The organism is Arachnia propionica (genome assembly GCF_003932785.1).
In the GTDB taxonomy this organism is placed as follows: Bacteria; Actinomycetota; Actinomycetes; order Propionibacteriales; family Propionibacteriaceae; genus Arachnia; species Arachnia propionica_B.
Window position 1 is genome coordinate 1 of record NZ_RQYT01000058.1, and the last position, 13,847, is coordinate 13,847.

At 61.9% G+C, this 13,847-nt stretch carries 14 protein-coding genes; 9 read left to right on the forward strand and 5 right to left on the reverse strand.

The annotated features are described in order from the left end of the window. Positions 1-150 precede the first annotated feature (150 nt). The 4 genes from EII35_RS14540 to EII35_RS14555 form a co-directional block, all read right to left on the reverse strand. Positions 151-609 (reverse strand): hypothetical protein, encoded by a 459-nt coding sequence (locus EII35_RS14540; protein WP_125229186.1) that lies wholly within the window; start codon positions 607-609, stop codon positions 151-153. A 140-nt stretch (positions 610-749) separates the two neighbouring features. Next, positions 750-1,838, reverse strand: a complete 1,089-nt coding sequence (locus EII35_RS14545; protein ID WP_125229187.1) for a CHAP domain-containing protein — start codon at positions 1,836-1,838, stop codon at positions 750-752. A gap of 18 nt (positions 1,839-1,856) precedes the next feature. Beyond that, the gene (locus tag EII35_RS16810; protein WP_185744371.1) at positions 1,857-2,381 is read right to left on the reverse strand and encodes a MinD/ParA family ATP-binding protein; all 525 of its coding nucleotides are present in this window, start codon (positions 2,379-2,381) and stop codon (positions 1,857-1,859) included. 647 nt (positions 2,382-3,028) lie between these two features. Further along, positions 3,029-3,283, reverse strand: coding sequence for a helix-turn-helix domain-containing protein (locus EII35_RS14555; protein ID WP_185744372.1), 255 nt, complete (start codon positions 3,281-3,283; stop codon positions 3,029-3,031). A 273-nt stretch (positions 3,284-3,556) separates the two neighbouring features. Here EII35_RS14555 and EII35_RS16740 point away from each other — a divergent pair, with 273 nt between their 5' ends. The 8 genes from EII35_RS16740 to EII35_RS14595 all read left to right on the forward strand — a co-directional run bounded on the left by EII35_RS16740 (position 3,557) and on the right by EII35_RS14595 (position 12,190). Continuing rightward, entirely contained in the window at positions 3,557-4,102 is a 546-nt protein-coding gene (locus tag EII35_RS16740; protein WP_125229196.1) for a DUF6668 family protein, read from the forward strand. 24 nt (positions 4,103-4,126) lie between these two features. Continuing rightward, a complete protein-coding gene (locus EII35_RS14565) occupies positions 4,127-4,414 on the forward strand; it encodes a hypothetical protein (protein ID WP_221739777.1) in 288 nt (95 codons plus the stop codon). 17 nt (positions 4,415-4,431) lie between these two features. Further along, positions 4,432-5,208, forward strand: coding sequence for a hypothetical protein (locus tag EII35_RS14570; protein WP_125229189.1), 777 nt, complete (start codon positions 4,432-4,434; stop codon positions 5,206-5,208). Between the two features lie 43 nt (positions 5,209-5,251). Beyond that, entirely contained in the window at positions 5,252-7,030 is a 1,779-nt protein-coding gene (locus tag EII35_RS14575; RefSeq protein WP_125229190.1) for a hypothetical protein, read from the forward strand. Then, positions 7,005-8,519 carry an SCO6880 family protein gene (locus EII35_RS14580; RefSeq protein ID WP_260465146.1) on the forward strand — a complete coding sequence of 505 codons (1,515 nt, stop codon included), beginning with the start codon at positions 7,005-7,007 and terminating at the stop codon, positions 8,517-8,519. The genes EII35_RS14575 and EII35_RS14580 overlap by 26 nt, the downstream gene beginning before the upstream one ends. Before the next feature lie 341 nt (positions 8,520-8,860). Further along, positions 8,861-10,027 (forward strand): ATP/GTP-binding protein, encoded by a 1,167-nt coding sequence (locus tag EII35_RS14585; RefSeq protein WP_260465147.1) that lies wholly within the window; start codon positions 8,861-8,863, stop codon positions 10,025-10,027. Between the two features lie 77 nt (positions 10,028-10,104). Beyond that, positions 10,105-11,811 (forward strand): type IV secretory system conjugative DNA transfer family protein, encoded by a 1,707-nt coding sequence (locus EII35_RS14590; RefSeq protein WP_260465148.1) that lies wholly within the window; start codon positions 10,105-10,107, stop codon positions 11,809-11,811. Further along, positions 11,762-12,190, forward strand: a complete 429-nt coding sequence (locus EII35_RS14595; protein WP_125229193.1) for a DUF4913 domain-containing protein — start codon at positions 11,762-11,764, stop codon at positions 12,188-12,190. The genes EII35_RS14590 and EII35_RS14595 overlap by 50 nt, the downstream gene beginning before the upstream one ends. 15 nt (positions 12,191-12,205) lie before the next feature. Here the strand turns inward: EII35_RS14595 and EII35_RS14600 are convergent, their stop codons facing one another. Further along, positions 12,206-12,955 (reverse strand): hypothetical protein, encoded by a 750-nt coding sequence (locus EII35_RS14600; protein WP_125229194.1) that lies wholly within the window; start codon positions 12,953-12,955, stop codon positions 12,206-12,208. Between the two features lie 287 nt (positions 12,956-13,242). On the opposite strand from EII35_RS14600, the gene EII35_RS14605 reads away from it, so the two are divergent. Next, complete coding sequence (locus tag EII35_RS14605; protein WP_125229195.1) at positions 13,243-13,698, forward strand: hypothetical protein; 456 nt, start codon at positions 13,243-13,245, stop codon at positions 13,696-13,698. Positions 13,699-13,847: the final 149 nt, after the last annotated feature.

Below are 13,847 nucleotides of genomic sequence, written 5' to 3' on the forward strand. Positions count from 1 at the left end.
TTGGAAATCCAACCGGGCCAGCAGCAACCGATGATGCGCACGCCACACCCCATCCAACCTACCCTCACGAATCATCACGGTCATCTTCCTTTCTTTTCAACGTTGCAGGTCATTCATTGGCTGGGGAAAGTTTTCTGTTTAACATCCCTCTCAGTTATCTGTAGTGAAGGTCATCACTTTCCCTTTCGTGTCGAGAGTAACGACCCAATGGTAGATTTTTTCGTCTCGCTGCGTGTAGGTGCGGTGATGGAGGGTGCGGGTGAAAATGACCTCAAGAGTGTTGTTCTCAGGTTGAGGATCGTTTGGTCCTGGTGGGGCTTGTGGGGTTTCGCCGATGATGTTGCCGATTTCGATGGTGATGTAGCCGTCCTGGTGGGCGAGTTCGCTCCACCAGGATCCGCCGTGGAAGTTCTTTTGGTTGGTGACCTCGTCAGCGAGTTCCGGTGTCAGCAGGCGGCTGGCTCGTTGCCAGGTGCTGGTGGGGGTTGGGTCGATGCGAGTGTCGGGGGTGGCTGCGATGCGGACGAATTCGGCGGCGGTGTGGCCCCATGGTGTGGTGATGAAGTCTGGGAGGGGGCTTTGCTGGTAGCCGCGGGATTGCTGCTCCATGGGGTGAGCTGAGTGCGGGCTGGCCGTAGGGGTGGCTGGACTCGTTGTGGGGGGTGGGGCTGGTTCGGGAGTCTGGTGGGGGGTGCATGCGGTGAGGATCAGGGTGAGGATGAGGGGTGTGAGGGGGCGGTGGTTCATGATCATTCCTCGAAGTGCAGGATGGCGTCGAAGTCCTTGCCGATGGAGACTCGGGTGCGTGTCCCGAACTTGTGACGTTCGTGGCCGTGGTTGTACTCGTTGATGTCGAAGGTGCCGTCGTCGTGGACGGCGACGATGAAGGCGACGTGGCCATGTTTGTTGCGGCTGTGTTGCGCGACTGCTCCGACGGCGGGAGTGGTGTCGACTCGGATGCCAACGGCGCGGGCTCGTTCGTCCCAGGCTTTGGCGTTGCCGAAGTGGTTGGCTTCGTGGTTCCAGTTGCCTCCACGCCAGAGGTTGTGGAAGTCCTTGTGGGGGGTGTAGGTACGGATTGCGAAGGCGACGTAGCTCACGCACTCGCCCCAGAAGAAGGCCCAGTCATCGACGCCTTCCCTGCCCCGTCGAACGGCGGCGTAGTCGTCGACCCCGAACAGGCCACTGCTTCCCGGCCCCGGCGGAGCGGGCGCGCTGCAGGGCTGCGGGTTGTAGGCGGCTTGGATCTCGGCCAGGTATTCGCGGGTGATCTTGGGGAGTTTGGGGTATTTCTTGAGGTTGCCTTCGCCGCTGTTGTGGGCCACGACGAGGGCGTCGAGGTCGGAGAGTTGAGCGAAGGCGGCGTCCGGGTTGTCGGCCTTGAGCTTTTGAACCACTGCCAGACGGTTCTTGAAGTAGATGCCGCCGTAGTGGGCGTGGGTCATGGGGTCGGTGATCCCGGGTGGGGTTCCGGTCTGTTCCGTGGTGGCGTCGGGGTGGACGCTGGCCCATTCTTCCCGGTTGATCTGGAACAGTCCCCAGGTTCCGCCGTTCTCGTCGTCGGCGAACAGGTGGGGTCGGAAATCCGATTCCCGGTCGGTGATGGCCGCGAACCATGCGGCTGGGATCCCGGAGGTTTTCTCGGCTTCGTTCATCCAGGCGACGGCATATTCGGGGACCTTGACGCTCGACGTACCGCACACCGTCCGTGGCGGCGCAGAGGAGCCGGGGGAGGCGTCGGAACTGGCCTTGACGCTGGTGCCGACTGAGATCATGAGGGGGAGGATCACTGCCAGTCCGAGCAGGATGATGGGGAGTGCCGGGAGGAGACATCCCACGCATCCCTTCCTCACGGTTCAGAGCCCCTGCACCACGCTGGCTGCAGCGTGGAGCCATGCCCGTTGGGTGACGGCGCGCAATGCGGTGAAGGTGAGGTGGCCCCCAACCATGGCCGGATCGAAAGGAATGGTCACAACGTCACGGACCAGTCCCCTATAGCCCTCAACGATCCGCTCGACCACGGCTTGCTTCGTGCCGGGGTCGGCCTGCGAAACGATCGTGACGGCTTTGCGAGCGAGCTCTGCCGAAGCTGGATCCCGTCGGCTGAGGGCCTCAAGAAGAAGTGCGCCGGCCTCGGCGTGATCGTTGCGGGTGGTGGTGGCGACGACGAGTTGGTCGGTGTGGTCGATCATTCGCTGCCACATCGGATCGGATTCGTCGTTGCCGGAGTCCATGAGGATCAACCGGTAGTACTTCGCGGCAACGGCGTGGACGGCGTCGACGTCGTCGGCGCTGACCCGCTGCGCGGCCGCCAATTCGAGGGGCTGAGAACGCAACACGTCGTAACGATCCCCGGTCTGGTGGTGGACGTAACGGGCCAAGTCAGCTGCTTGGGCGCCGGTACCCAAGAGACGGTCTGTCTCCGGGAGGAGATCGAGAACGGTGGCGTCATGAGGGCCTTTCTCCGTTCGCCATCCTAGAGTTCCTCGCGTCTGGTTGTTGTCCCATGCCAGCACCCCCGCCCCACCGTAACGAGCCAGGACCGCCGACAAAAGGATGGTGGTGGGAGTTTTCGATGCTCCCCCCTTGCCATTGGCGATAGCGATGGTGCGCGGCCCTGGCCAGTGCTGACTCACTGCTTGGACGTCGGCTCGCTCCGCACGTTCCTCGGGACCGGGTGGGACCCGGAATCCAAGGCTAGTCAGCAAGCCACGCCACCCCTGTCGAGCTGGCTCCTCCGGTGCCTGTTCATCCAGGAACGATCTACGCGGCGGCATCCCTGCGAGCTCTGGCTGCCGTGGGACTGCCAGGATGGAACCATCCGGGTTGACCATGAGGGTGACGCCATCCTCGTTGTTGTCCCGCGCGAGGATCTCCACGGGGGCCCCAGCTTGTCTTGCTTCCGCAAGGACAAGGTCGAGGAGCGCCTGTCGGGCCGCCTCAGGGTTGGCGCTTGTGACCGTATGAGTTGGTGCCCCAGCTTCAGTGATGGTGCCAGTCCCGTCCGGATGAACGGTCACGATCTTCGTCACGATGGCTCAGCCTTCCTCTGTCTCTCCCAGTGGATCGTTCGATTGTCGTCTGGTCGTCTCCGCTGATTCGACCCGGCCTCGATCGTGTCTCGCAGTTCATCCCGGAGGATGATCCATGACCCACCCAGCTTGTAGGCCGGAATGGTGCCAGCCTTGAGTAGGTCGTAGACAGCCTTCCGCGACATGCCGAGCAGTTCTGCAACGTCCTGGGCCTCCAGCAGCGGTGGGAGCGCCTCGAAGAACTGGTTCAAGTGGTTACTCACACGTTCCCTCCCCGAGCTCATCGAGAGCCTAGCAGATGGTGACGATTGTGTGACATCGTGCAAGATCAGGACTGATCCGGGTTCTAGGTGGCCTTCGTGCTCCAAAAACTGTTAATGTGCGCCCTGACCGCAAGTCCACCTAGCGACGAGGGGGTGAAAACGATGACTCAGGCTAACCCTTGGCTGCGGCATGTCTCTGTCGGCCGTTCGGAGGGCCGTGCGGGTGCCGAAGGGTTCAGAGCAGGATTGCCCCCTGATGCGATGCCGGAAGTGGGTGAACTACCCCTCAGTGCGCCCCCGGCCACGGGTCCGACGGAGCCCCAACCCCACGTCGTGCCTCCACGCATCGGGCTGCCCATCAGATGTTTACCCGGCTCGCCCACCTTGTGGTGCGTGGGTGCCCATGGAGGGTCAGGGGAGTCGACTCTGGCCTCGCTGCATGAACACTGGTCAGCCACGGACCACTGCTGGCCCGACTCCAGAGTCGAATCCTCGAGCCCCCGTTGCCTCGTTGTCGCCCGCACCAGCCATTATGGCCTCATGGCGGCGCAGCAGGTTCTGCGTCAGTGGGCAGCTGCGCGCGGGGGTGGCCCAATGGTTCAGTTGCTCGGCTTGGTGTTGATGGCTGATGCTCCTGGGCGTCTCCCCACCCCTCTGCGCGACTTGGCCAAGGTGGTCTCTGGAGGCGCCCCGAGGGTTTGGTCGATCCCTTGGGTCGAGGCCTGGCGGTTCGACAGCGCACCGCGCAACTCTCCTGGCCCCATTTCCTTGGTTGTCAAACAGATCAACGCGCTCTTGGAATCCTGAGAGCGGCTTGCCCTAGGAGGAAACATGACCATGCCCGAGCTTGTCACCGAGTTGCTCAATCTGCCCATGAAGGTACCGGACCCGGGGGATGGTTCGACGCCACCCGGGTTCGAGAAGTTCACCGATGTGCTCGGCTGGGTGAAATGGGTCTCCCTTGGGATCCTTGTGATGGCCCTCATCATTGCTGGCGTTCGGATGGCTTTCGGCGCCGGACGGGGCGAGGGAGGCGAGCACGCCAGCCGGATCGGTTGGGTGTTGGGAGGGGTCATGATCGTCTCCGGAGCTGTTTCCATCATCTCCTTCTTCGTGTGAACCGGTGAGGCCCCAGCATGGATGAGCAGAAGCCCAAGACCTCGAAGTGGATGGTCTCCTCGATGGTGATCGTCGCCGCCATTGTCGCCCTGGCCGTCTTCGTGATCGTCTCCAACCTCGGAGCACGCACTGAACCCGCGGCCAACACGCCCACAACAACCACTCCTGCCAGTGCGACCTCCCTCGCGGGGGAGCCCACGACGTCCACGCCCCCGACGCAGAGTTCCGCCGACGGTGGGGCCAGTTTCTGCGGGCTCACCGCTGTCGAGATGAATGGTACCCTCACCGAGGCCCCCGCTGCGACGTGGGAAGTGTTGGGCACCACCTACGTCCCCTCCGTCGACGGCCATGGCCCGGGCAAGATCGACGACGACGGCTACCGTCACTGCTATGCCCGTACCCCCACCGGAGCCCTCCTCGCCATCACGAACTACGAGGCAATCCCCCAGTTGCAGTCAGATGCCCTGAACGAGAAGTTCATCAGAACCGGGATCGCCCCTGGTCCTGGCAGGGACGCCGCCCTCGAAAAACTCAAGCACGCCACAAATGAGCCTTCAGAATCAGGAGAACGACAAACCTTCCAGACCATCGGTTTTCGCATCCTGAGCTATGACGGGAACTCCGCCTTGGTCGAGACAGTCAGCCGAAGCAACAGAGGCTACAAGATGGCATGGGCAGCCCACCTTATCTGGGCGGAAGGCGATTGGAAACTCGTGCCTTCAGATGAGGGAGAAGATCTAACGGAGCCGACCATCATCAGCACGCTTGATGGATACACCCCTTGGAATGCGTGAAATGTGCAGTCCACTTAGAGACCAGGGATGCAAGTTTGAGCCCATGAGGTCATTTCAATGTGACTGGGGTAACGTGGTTTGCGAGACGCAGAAGGCCGTCGATGCTGCGATGTGGGATCTGGGTGAGCAGATTCTGGAGATGACGTCGAAGGCGATGGGCTCGGTGGCGTCGCTGTGGCTGAATACGCCGTACATTGATGTCAAGGCTAGTGGTGGCCCTGTTCCGGTGGGGGTCAGGTCGGGTGAGCATGCTTCCCACGCGGTGGGGGGCGTGGATGTTGTCAACTCGGTGCTGGGTTGGGTGATGTGGATTGCCCTGGGTGTGTGCGTGCTGTCGCTGATCCTTGCCGGGGTGCGGATGGCGTGGCATGCCCGGAGCGGGGACTCGCAGCAGCACATCGATCGGCTCGGAACGATCCTGTTCGCCACGATCCTGATCTCTGGCTGTGTTGGCCTGGTGACGGGAGTCTTGCAGCCGGGGGACTCGCAGGGGTCCACCGGAGTGGCGTTCATCCAGAACGCGACATGGTGGTACACCGTCGCGTTCGGAGCGTTTGGCGTCATTGTCGGCGGTGTCAGGATGGCGTGGGAGCAACGAGCCGATGCCGGACGGGACCTGATGCGGTCCTTGCTGACTCTGCTCGTGGTCGCCGGGATCGGCTTGTCGGTGATCTCGTTCTTCCAGCTGGCTGGGGATGAATTCTCGAAGTGGGTGATCGGGAAGGCCTTGGAGTGTCCTGTCGTGGACGGAGAATGCTTTCACACCAAAACCCTCAGCACCCTTCTGCCAACCAAGGAGATGAAGGCGCTCGGGGTGATCGGCATGATCTTCTTCGGCATCATTGCGTTCTTGGTTGCGCTGATTCAAATTGTTCTCCTCATCATCCGCAACGGGTTGCTGGTGATCTTGGCAGGGATGCTTCCTTTGTCGGCGGCCGCGACGAACACGGCGACCGGGAAGCAGATGCTCTCTAAAACTGTGGGGTGGACGATCGGTTTCCTGCTGTACAAGCCGGTTGCTGCGATCATCTACGCGGCTGCTTTCAAGATTCCTCAGAATCACGAGGAGCCGATCCTGTCTTTGCTGACCGGAATCACCTTGATGGTCATGTCGCTGCTGGCCCTGCCTGCGATGATGACGTTGATTGTTCCTGCGGTGGGGAACGTGACTGGCGGTGGCGGGGGTGCTGCGGCTGGTGTTGCAGCTGCTGCCCTCCCAACTGGCGCGATCATGCTGTCCAAGGGCGACGGCGGTGCTGCTGGCGGCCGTGGAGCTCCAGGACCCGCTGGTGGTGCGGCGACGGCAGCTGGCTCAGGCCCGAGCAGCCCATCAGGTAGCAGCAACTCGGGAGGCTGGGCCCCGCCCAACGCAGCGGATCGACGCCCGACTGGTGGCCCGTCGGGAGCTGGGAACACCAGTGGTGGCAGTTCCAGTGGCGGCGGTGCAGGGAATTCTTCCTCGTCCGGAATCATCCCAGCTGGCGCATCAGCAGGCTCGGCTCCTACCCCAGATAGCGGAGTGGGGGCAGATTCGCCGCCGGGCGGTGGAGCGAGTTCGGTTGCCTCACCAAGAGGGGGAACAGGGGCACCTTCAGGATCAGGAATGTCCGCTGGAGCTGAGTTCGGCCCTCCCGGTGGCGCAGCTGGTGCAACCCCGGCCATCCACGGTCCCACCCCTTCGGGGAGTGGTGCCAGTGGCTCCAGCACTTCTGGCCGAGGCGCTGAAGTGATGATGACGGCTCAAGCTGTTGTCGGTGTGGTACAGAGTGTGGCCGATGAAGCAATAGGAGGTCCAGGTGGCAGCATCGATGAGCAGCAGTAGCGGGACGGTCCGGACCTACGGGAACTGGCGTCGCCCTGTGACGTCCGGCTTGTTCGGTCTTGGATCGATTGGCACCGCTATCCTGCTCGTCGGCCTGATTGTGAGCGTCCTCGTCACGATGTCCAAGGGGCTTTGGTGGGGACTCATCGTTTTCGTGATTGTTGCAATGATTATGACCACCGTGGTCATTCGGGACAAACACGGCAAAAGTCTCTTGGGTCGAGCCGTTGCGCGTGTCACCTGGTGGCGCAGCAATCGGCTTGGGGCCCATCTGTATCGCTCTGGTCCTCTTGGCTTTACACCGTGGGGGACTCATCAGCTTCCCGGCTTGGTGGCCCAGCTGCGGTTGTCGGAACACCAAGATGCCTATGGCCGTCCATTCTGCCTCATCCACGCCCCTTCCACCGGCACCTACGCAACGGTGATCGCCACTGAACCCGACGGTGCCAGTCTTGTCGACCGGGAGCAGGTTGATGTTTGGGTGGCATCCTGGGGGCACTGGTTGGCCAACCTCGGTGACGAACCCGGCATTGAAGCCGCCTCGGTCGTCGTCGAAACAGCACCGGACACGGGCCACCGCCTCGCTCGGGAGGTGGTGAACCAGATCGATCCCGGTGCTCCCCCTTTTGCTCGGGCCATGCTGGAACAGGTGGTCAACGACTACCCTGTCGGCTCCAATCAAGTGAGGGCCTATGTCACCCTCACCTTCTCGGCGACCAGCTCCGCTACCGGTAAGAGGATGTCTGGAGACGAGGTCGGACGGGAACTGGCGGCCCGTCTTCCCGGTCTTACCGGAAGCCTATCTTCAACGGGTGCGGGAGCAGCACGTCCCTTGGCTGCTGCTGAACTCTGTGAATTGGTGAGGATTGCCTACGATCCAGCTGCAGCCGCCCTGATCGACGAGGCGCACATCAGGAACGAGGACACCGCCCTGTCCTGGAATGACGTCGGTCCTGTTGCGCACGAGGCAGCTTGGGACAGTTATCGTCACGACAGCGCTCTCAGCATCTCCTGGGCCATGACCACGGCCCCTCGGGGAAACGTGCAATCTTCGGTGTTGGCCCGTCTTCTGGCCCCTAACCCGGTCCTTGCCCGCAAACGGGTCGCTCTCCTTTACCGACCCATCGATGCTGCTCGGGCCGCCGCGATGGTGGAAGCTGACCTGCGGGCGGCCCAGTTCATTCAGACATCCGTCCGGACGCCAACAGCCAGATCGGTGATGGCGACCCGTGCCGCCACGGCCACTGCTCAAGAGGAAGCGGCAGGAGCCGGTTTGGTGAACTTCGCCATCCTTGTCACTGCGACGATCACGGATGCCCGTCGGGAAGCCGAAGCTCGTGCTGTCGTCGACAATCTCGGGGCGACGGCGCGTCTTCGGCTCCGCCCAGTCTATGGGGCGCAGGCTGCGGCATTCGCATCAAGTTTGCCCCTTGGGCTGGTGATCCCGAAGCATCTCCAAGTACCTGCTGTTCTCAAGGAACGACTGTGAAACGCATGAAACGACGTGTCGGTAGGAGCATCACAACCAGCGAGGTGCGCCCGTCGAGGCCTGGACCTCGCGGTTGGATGGGGTGGGGGCGGGGTCAGGATCTTCTTGTCGAGGCGCCAGACGAGTATCGGGGAACCACCTTCCAAGTCTGTGGGCTCTGGCCTTGGATCGTCGGGACAGGAAGCCCAATGGTTGGTGTACCTCTGGGACGGCATACCATCTCGGGGGCGACGCTGTGCTGCGACCCCATCTCATGGTTCCAGCGTGCCAATCTCATCTCCAACCCCTCCGTTTTCATCCTCGGGAAACCCGGTCTGGGAAAGTCGACCGTGGTGCGCCGAATGGCCACTGGTCTGGCCGGATACGGGGTGATGCCCTTGGTTCTCGGGGACCTCAAACCTGATTACGTTGACCTGGTGCGTGCCTGCAACGGTCAAGTTCTCAGCCTCGGTCGTGGCCGTGGACACCTCAACATCCTGGATCCTGGCGAGGCAAAGGAAGCGGCAGAACGCCTCACGGGAGCCGCCAAGGCGGCCGTGCTGGCTGACGCACACGGCCGTCGTCTCACCATGGTGTCAGCACTCATGACCATTCAACGTTCCCTCCCGCCCACGGACCGGGAGGAGACCATCCTCGACCGTGCTCTCCGGATTCTTGATGAAAGGCACCCCGGAGTCCCCGTCCTTCGGGACCTGCTCCGGGTGATCCAAGATGCTCCAGAGGATCTTCGTGTTGTTGCCCTTGACCGCGGGGATGAGACCCGATACAGGGATATCACGGAGAACTTGGAAGCCTCCCTGATAGGTCTCACCACGGGTGGGCGACTCGGTGAGATCTTCGCTCACCCGACAACCGAACCCATGCGTCGCGACTGTCCAGTGGTGGTCGACGTCTCCGGGATCGACGACACGGAGGTCGAACTGCAGGCAGCCGTGCTCCTCGCGTGCTGGTCCGCTGGCTTCGGCATGATCAACGTTGCACATGCCCTCGCCGACGCGGGCCTCGAACGTCGTCGGCACTACTTCGTCATCATGGATGAGTTGTGGCGAGCGCTCCGTGCCGGTCGGGGGATGGTTGACCGCGTCGACGCTTTGACCAGGCTCAACAGGCAACGTGGTGTTGGGATGGCAATGGTCTCGCACACGATGAGTGACCTCCTCTCCTTGGCCAGCGAGGAGGATCGCATGAAAGCGAAAGGCTTCGTGGAACGGTCAGGCATGGTCATCTGCGGGGGCCTTCCGGGAGCTGAGATGCCTCTTCTCACATCTGCTGTTCCCATGAGTCAGGCTGAACAACGCCTCCTCATCGGCTGGCAGGACCCGCCAGCATGGGACCCGCACACGGGGCAGGAAGCCGCACCGCCCGGCCGGGGCAAGTTCCTCTGCAAGGTCGGCGGCCGGCCTGGCATTCCCTTCGAAGTTGTACTGACCCAGGCCGAACTCGCAATCAATGACACCAACAAGCTGTGGCATACCCAGAGCCAACCTGAAAGCCGAGCCGTGTCATGAATCGCCCCAACAATCGACGAGCACAGCCGAGCCGTGTCAGCTCGGAGACGTGGCTCCTCTTCACAGTTCTTGGACTGGTGATCATCATTTTGGGTGTCATTCACGTTGCTGTGACCCTTGGGCACTCTCTCGCTGGTCTTCCCCCCGCCTCGGCCAACCCTTGGCGGAACCTGTTCGGAGTGCTCAAGGGTGAGGTAGCGTGGCCCATGGCTTCGACTTGGGTGGCGGCAGGGGTTCTCGTGCTGTTCCTTCTCTGCGTGATCGGTGCAGGGCTGCTCATCCGTCATCGACGTCTCCGCTCATCGCGGGTGGATCGCAATGCCGCCTGGCTCGGTGTAGGGAGGGATATCCAGCCGCTCACCACCAAGGCAGTGGCTGCCACTGCCCAGCGCCTTGGCGTCGAGAAAGCGATTGGCGTTCCCATCGGGAGAACCGTGAAGGGCGGTGTTGCCATCTACGGGTCTTGGGAGGACATGCAGGTCGACATCTGGGGGCCGCGCACAGGTAAGACGACAGCCAGGGCGATTCCAGCGATTCTCGAGGCCCCAGGTGCAGTCTTGGTCACGTCGAACAAACGCGACGTGGTGGATGCGACGCGTGATCCTCGAGCTCGTAAGGGGGAAATCTGGATCTTCGACCCGCAAGGGGTGGCTGGCGAAGAACCCACAGAGTGGTGGTGGAACCCGCTGTCCTATGTAACCAATGAGGTTCAAGCGAGCAAGCTTGCTGAGCACTTTGCCTCCAGTTCACGGGATCCTGGAGCACGCACCGATGCGTTCTTCGACCCTGCAGCCCAAGACCTACTTTCTGGCCTACTCCTCGCCGCCAGTCTCGAACATCGATCCATCACTGATGTCTACAGGTGGCTGACCCGACCAACGGACGCAGAGGCCATTGAGATCCTCCAAGACGGAGGGTATCCGTTGATCGCAGATCTTGTCGCGGGTGTCGTCTTCGCGCCGGAGCGGCAACGCGGTGGGGTGTACGGCACGGCTCAGCAGATGACGTCCTGCCTGACGAATCAGGAGATCGCGCAGTGGGTGAACCCAGGCGGAGGGGAAACCCGACGTGAATTCCGACCTGAGAACTTCGTTCGTGATGGTGGAACTTTGTACAGCCTCAGCAAGGAGGGGCGAGGGACCGCCGGTCCTTTGGTGACCGCCCTCACGGTTGCTGTTGTCGAGGCTGCTGAGGCGCTCGCGGCTCGTTCTCCTGGCGGTCGGCTGGTTACCCCCTTGCTCGGCGTCCTCGATGAGGCCGCCAATGTGTGTCGCTGGCGCGAACTCCCCAACCTCTACAGTCATTACGGCTCACGTGGGATCGTGCTCATGACGATTCTCCAGTCGTGGTCCCAAGGAGTCGAGGTCTGGGGTGAGTCAGGGATGAAGAAACTCTGGTCTGCGGCCAACATTGCCGTTTATGGGGGCGGGGTCAAGGAGCGGGAGTTCTTGGAGATGCTCTCGGCCCTCATTGGTGACTACGACAAACTCACAACCTCGGTTGCCTCTGGGAAGGGGCAGCGAAATGTGACCGAGCAACTGACCCGTGAACGGATTCTCGATGTTGCTGACCTTGCGGCGTTGCCGAAAGGGCGCGCCTTGGTGCTGGCTTCAGGTTCCCGACCGACACTCATCGAGACTCTTCCATGGATGAGCGGGCCATATGCTGCGGATGTGGCCGCCTCAATCCGCGCTCATGATCCAGCGGTTCGGGAGTGCAATCAGGGCCGCGGTAATGTCGCAATCATCGGAGACGTCGACGGGGAGGAGATCAGAGGTGAGTGAAGTGGTTGAGTGGTGGAATGAGGCTACTGCAGAGCAGTCATTGTTCTACAGCTCGCTCGATGATTTCGTGCGGGAGTACATCTGTCAGGTCTTCCGTCGAAACGTCGGCGAGGAGGGGCGGTCCGAACTTCGGTGGTCAGCCCGATGGTGGGAATCTGCTGAAGCGGTGATCCGTTTGGAGGCGTTGTGGCGTTCCTGGGAGCACCATCGCTTGGATGGGGCGACAGGGATGTCCGTTTGGCTACGCGATCATGCTGATTATCATCTGGGGCTTCTCATGAGTCCTACTGGCCCTTGGGCGCGCTCCAAGGACACAGCCTCCAGTCTTCAGCCGCTTCCCTATGAGCCTCCGCCGGAGAATCTCTTCGCGGTCGAGTAAAAGAAGGAAGGTAAGTCACCGGCTTCGGAGCATGGTCTGGCGCGCATGAGCAGCACCTTGTCCACCGCGCCGATGGGTGGCCGGGACGACAGGCTTGGCTGAACAGACTGCCGCACTCGGGGGCGTCGCTTGTGAGACCTCAGCAAGCATCCGCGCCTTGAGAACCTTATGATTTCCGAGACCTTCAAGGCGCTGGGCCAGTTCTTGGCGTCGCTCGGAGGAGTCCCAGGCAGAGTAGGCGCGGCGGAAAGAATTGGTCGATTCCACTGATGTGCCAGGGCTGGCCTTCGCCTGCCGGGTGTGTTCACGGGCTTCTCGCTTGTCGGCATCGCTGATCGTGAGTTCTTCAGCGGCAGCGGCCCTCAAGGTTCGCTCTTCGCTCAGGGCTCTGGTGACCTCCGGTGCTGGGAATGACAGCCCGTGGCGGTCGCGCAACTCTCGGAGGATTCGATGTTCAGCGTGGAGGGCTTCGACTCCGAGGTCTGGCCACGTCTTGGCCAGTAGGTAACGGCGCGCCACATCCAGAGGTGAGGCGTTGCCCCACCACTCGGTGCGGTGTACGTCGGCGAGGGCTCTACGAGCGCTCTGCTCGTCCAAGGCGATATCCAGTTCATCCCGTGTCGGGACAAATCCCAAGACAGTTTCAGTGGGTCCTCCTTGGAGCCTCAGTTCCGCCAAGGCCATGCCGATCAAGCCCGCCGCTGACATCAGAGTCCTTGTGGCTCTGGTCAGGGCTTCCTCGGTACCATCATCGCTCTCGTCCACTTGGGTCGCTCCTTCTGTCGGCGAGCGCTCTTGGCTGACACAGTACCCCTTGTGGGGTGGGTGGGTGGCTGGTTAGCCTTGGTGAGGGCAATGTTCATGATCCTTTCGCTCAGCAGGTAGGTTGCCGGCTCGGGTGAGTGGTTGGTGTCGAGGTCGGGCCGAGTGCATGGCACATGGTTGCGAGTTCCTGCGATGCTCGCTCTACGGCCTGGTCAGGGAACGGAGGACGCGCCTGGATCCGTCATGAACCGCGCTCAGAGTTGCTTTCATCGGTGAGGGGAGTGGTTGTGGTGATTCGTGAGGGTAGGTTGGATGGGGTGTGGCGTGCGCATCATCGGTTGCTGCTGGCCCGGTTGGATTTCCAACGCTTGATCTTGGCTGCGGCTCGGTCAGGTGCGTCAGAGCGTGAGATCCGAAACAGTGTCCATGGCCACTGCCCGGATGTGCGAGAGCTGTTGCAGGAGGCAGAGAAACTGCCTCCAGTGCCGGAGGGGTTTTCCGGTTCGGGTCCGTACGAGATCTGCCAACGCTACGCTGTCGGGTTGTTGACACGAGAACAACTCGTGGACGAACTGACTCGCTGGGACTACCCGCCCAGGTCTTGGCCTCGCGACTACTTTGATGATTACATGGTGGACCCTCCGGGATCATGGCTCGAAGTTGAAGAAGCGGAAAGTGATGGATTGATCGATATCAGTACCTATGGCGAGGTGTTGAACCGGAGGCACCCGGATGAGTCGTGAGGTGGTGGATCCCGGGGTGCATGTTGAGGTCGTGACGGCGTTGTCGAAACCGGGTGAGGCCTTGGCGGTGGGGGCTCCGACCTCGAGCCTGAGGAACCCGGAATGGTTCCAGCCCAACGGGAAACCTCGGCGGCGAAGAAGTGATCTTC

Excerpts from the sequence above, each read along its gene's own strand:
- EII35_RS14565 (WP_221739777.1), top strand. The coding sequence starts at position 4,127 with ATGACCATGCCCGAGCTTGTCACCGAGTTGCTCAATCTGCCCATGAAG.
- EII35_RS16740 (WP_125229196.1), top strand. The coding sequence starts at position 3,557 with ATGCCGGAAGTGGGTGAACTACCCCTCAGTGCGCCCCCGGCCACGGGT.
- EII35_RS14575 (WP_125229190.1), top strand. The coding sequence starts at position 5,252 with ATGAGGTCATTTCAATGTGACTGGGGTAACGTGGTTTGCGAGACGCAG.
- EII35_RS14595 (WP_125229193.1), top strand. The coding sequence starts at position 11,762 with ATGTCGCAATCATCGGAGACGTCGACGGGGAGGAGATCAGAGGTGAGT.
- EII35_RS14570 (WP_125229189.1), top strand. The coding sequence starts at position 4,432 with ATGGATGAGCAGAAGCCCAAGACCTCGAAGTGGATGGTCTCCTCGATG.
- EII35_RS14585 (WP_260465147.1), top strand. The coding sequence starts at position 8,861 with ATGGCCACTGGTCTGGCCGGATACGGGGTGATGCCCTTGGTTCTCGGG.
- EII35_RS14540 (WP_125229186.1), bottom strand. The coding sequence starts at position 609 with ATGGAGCAGCAATCCCGCGGCTACCAGCAAAGCCCCCTCCCAGACTTC.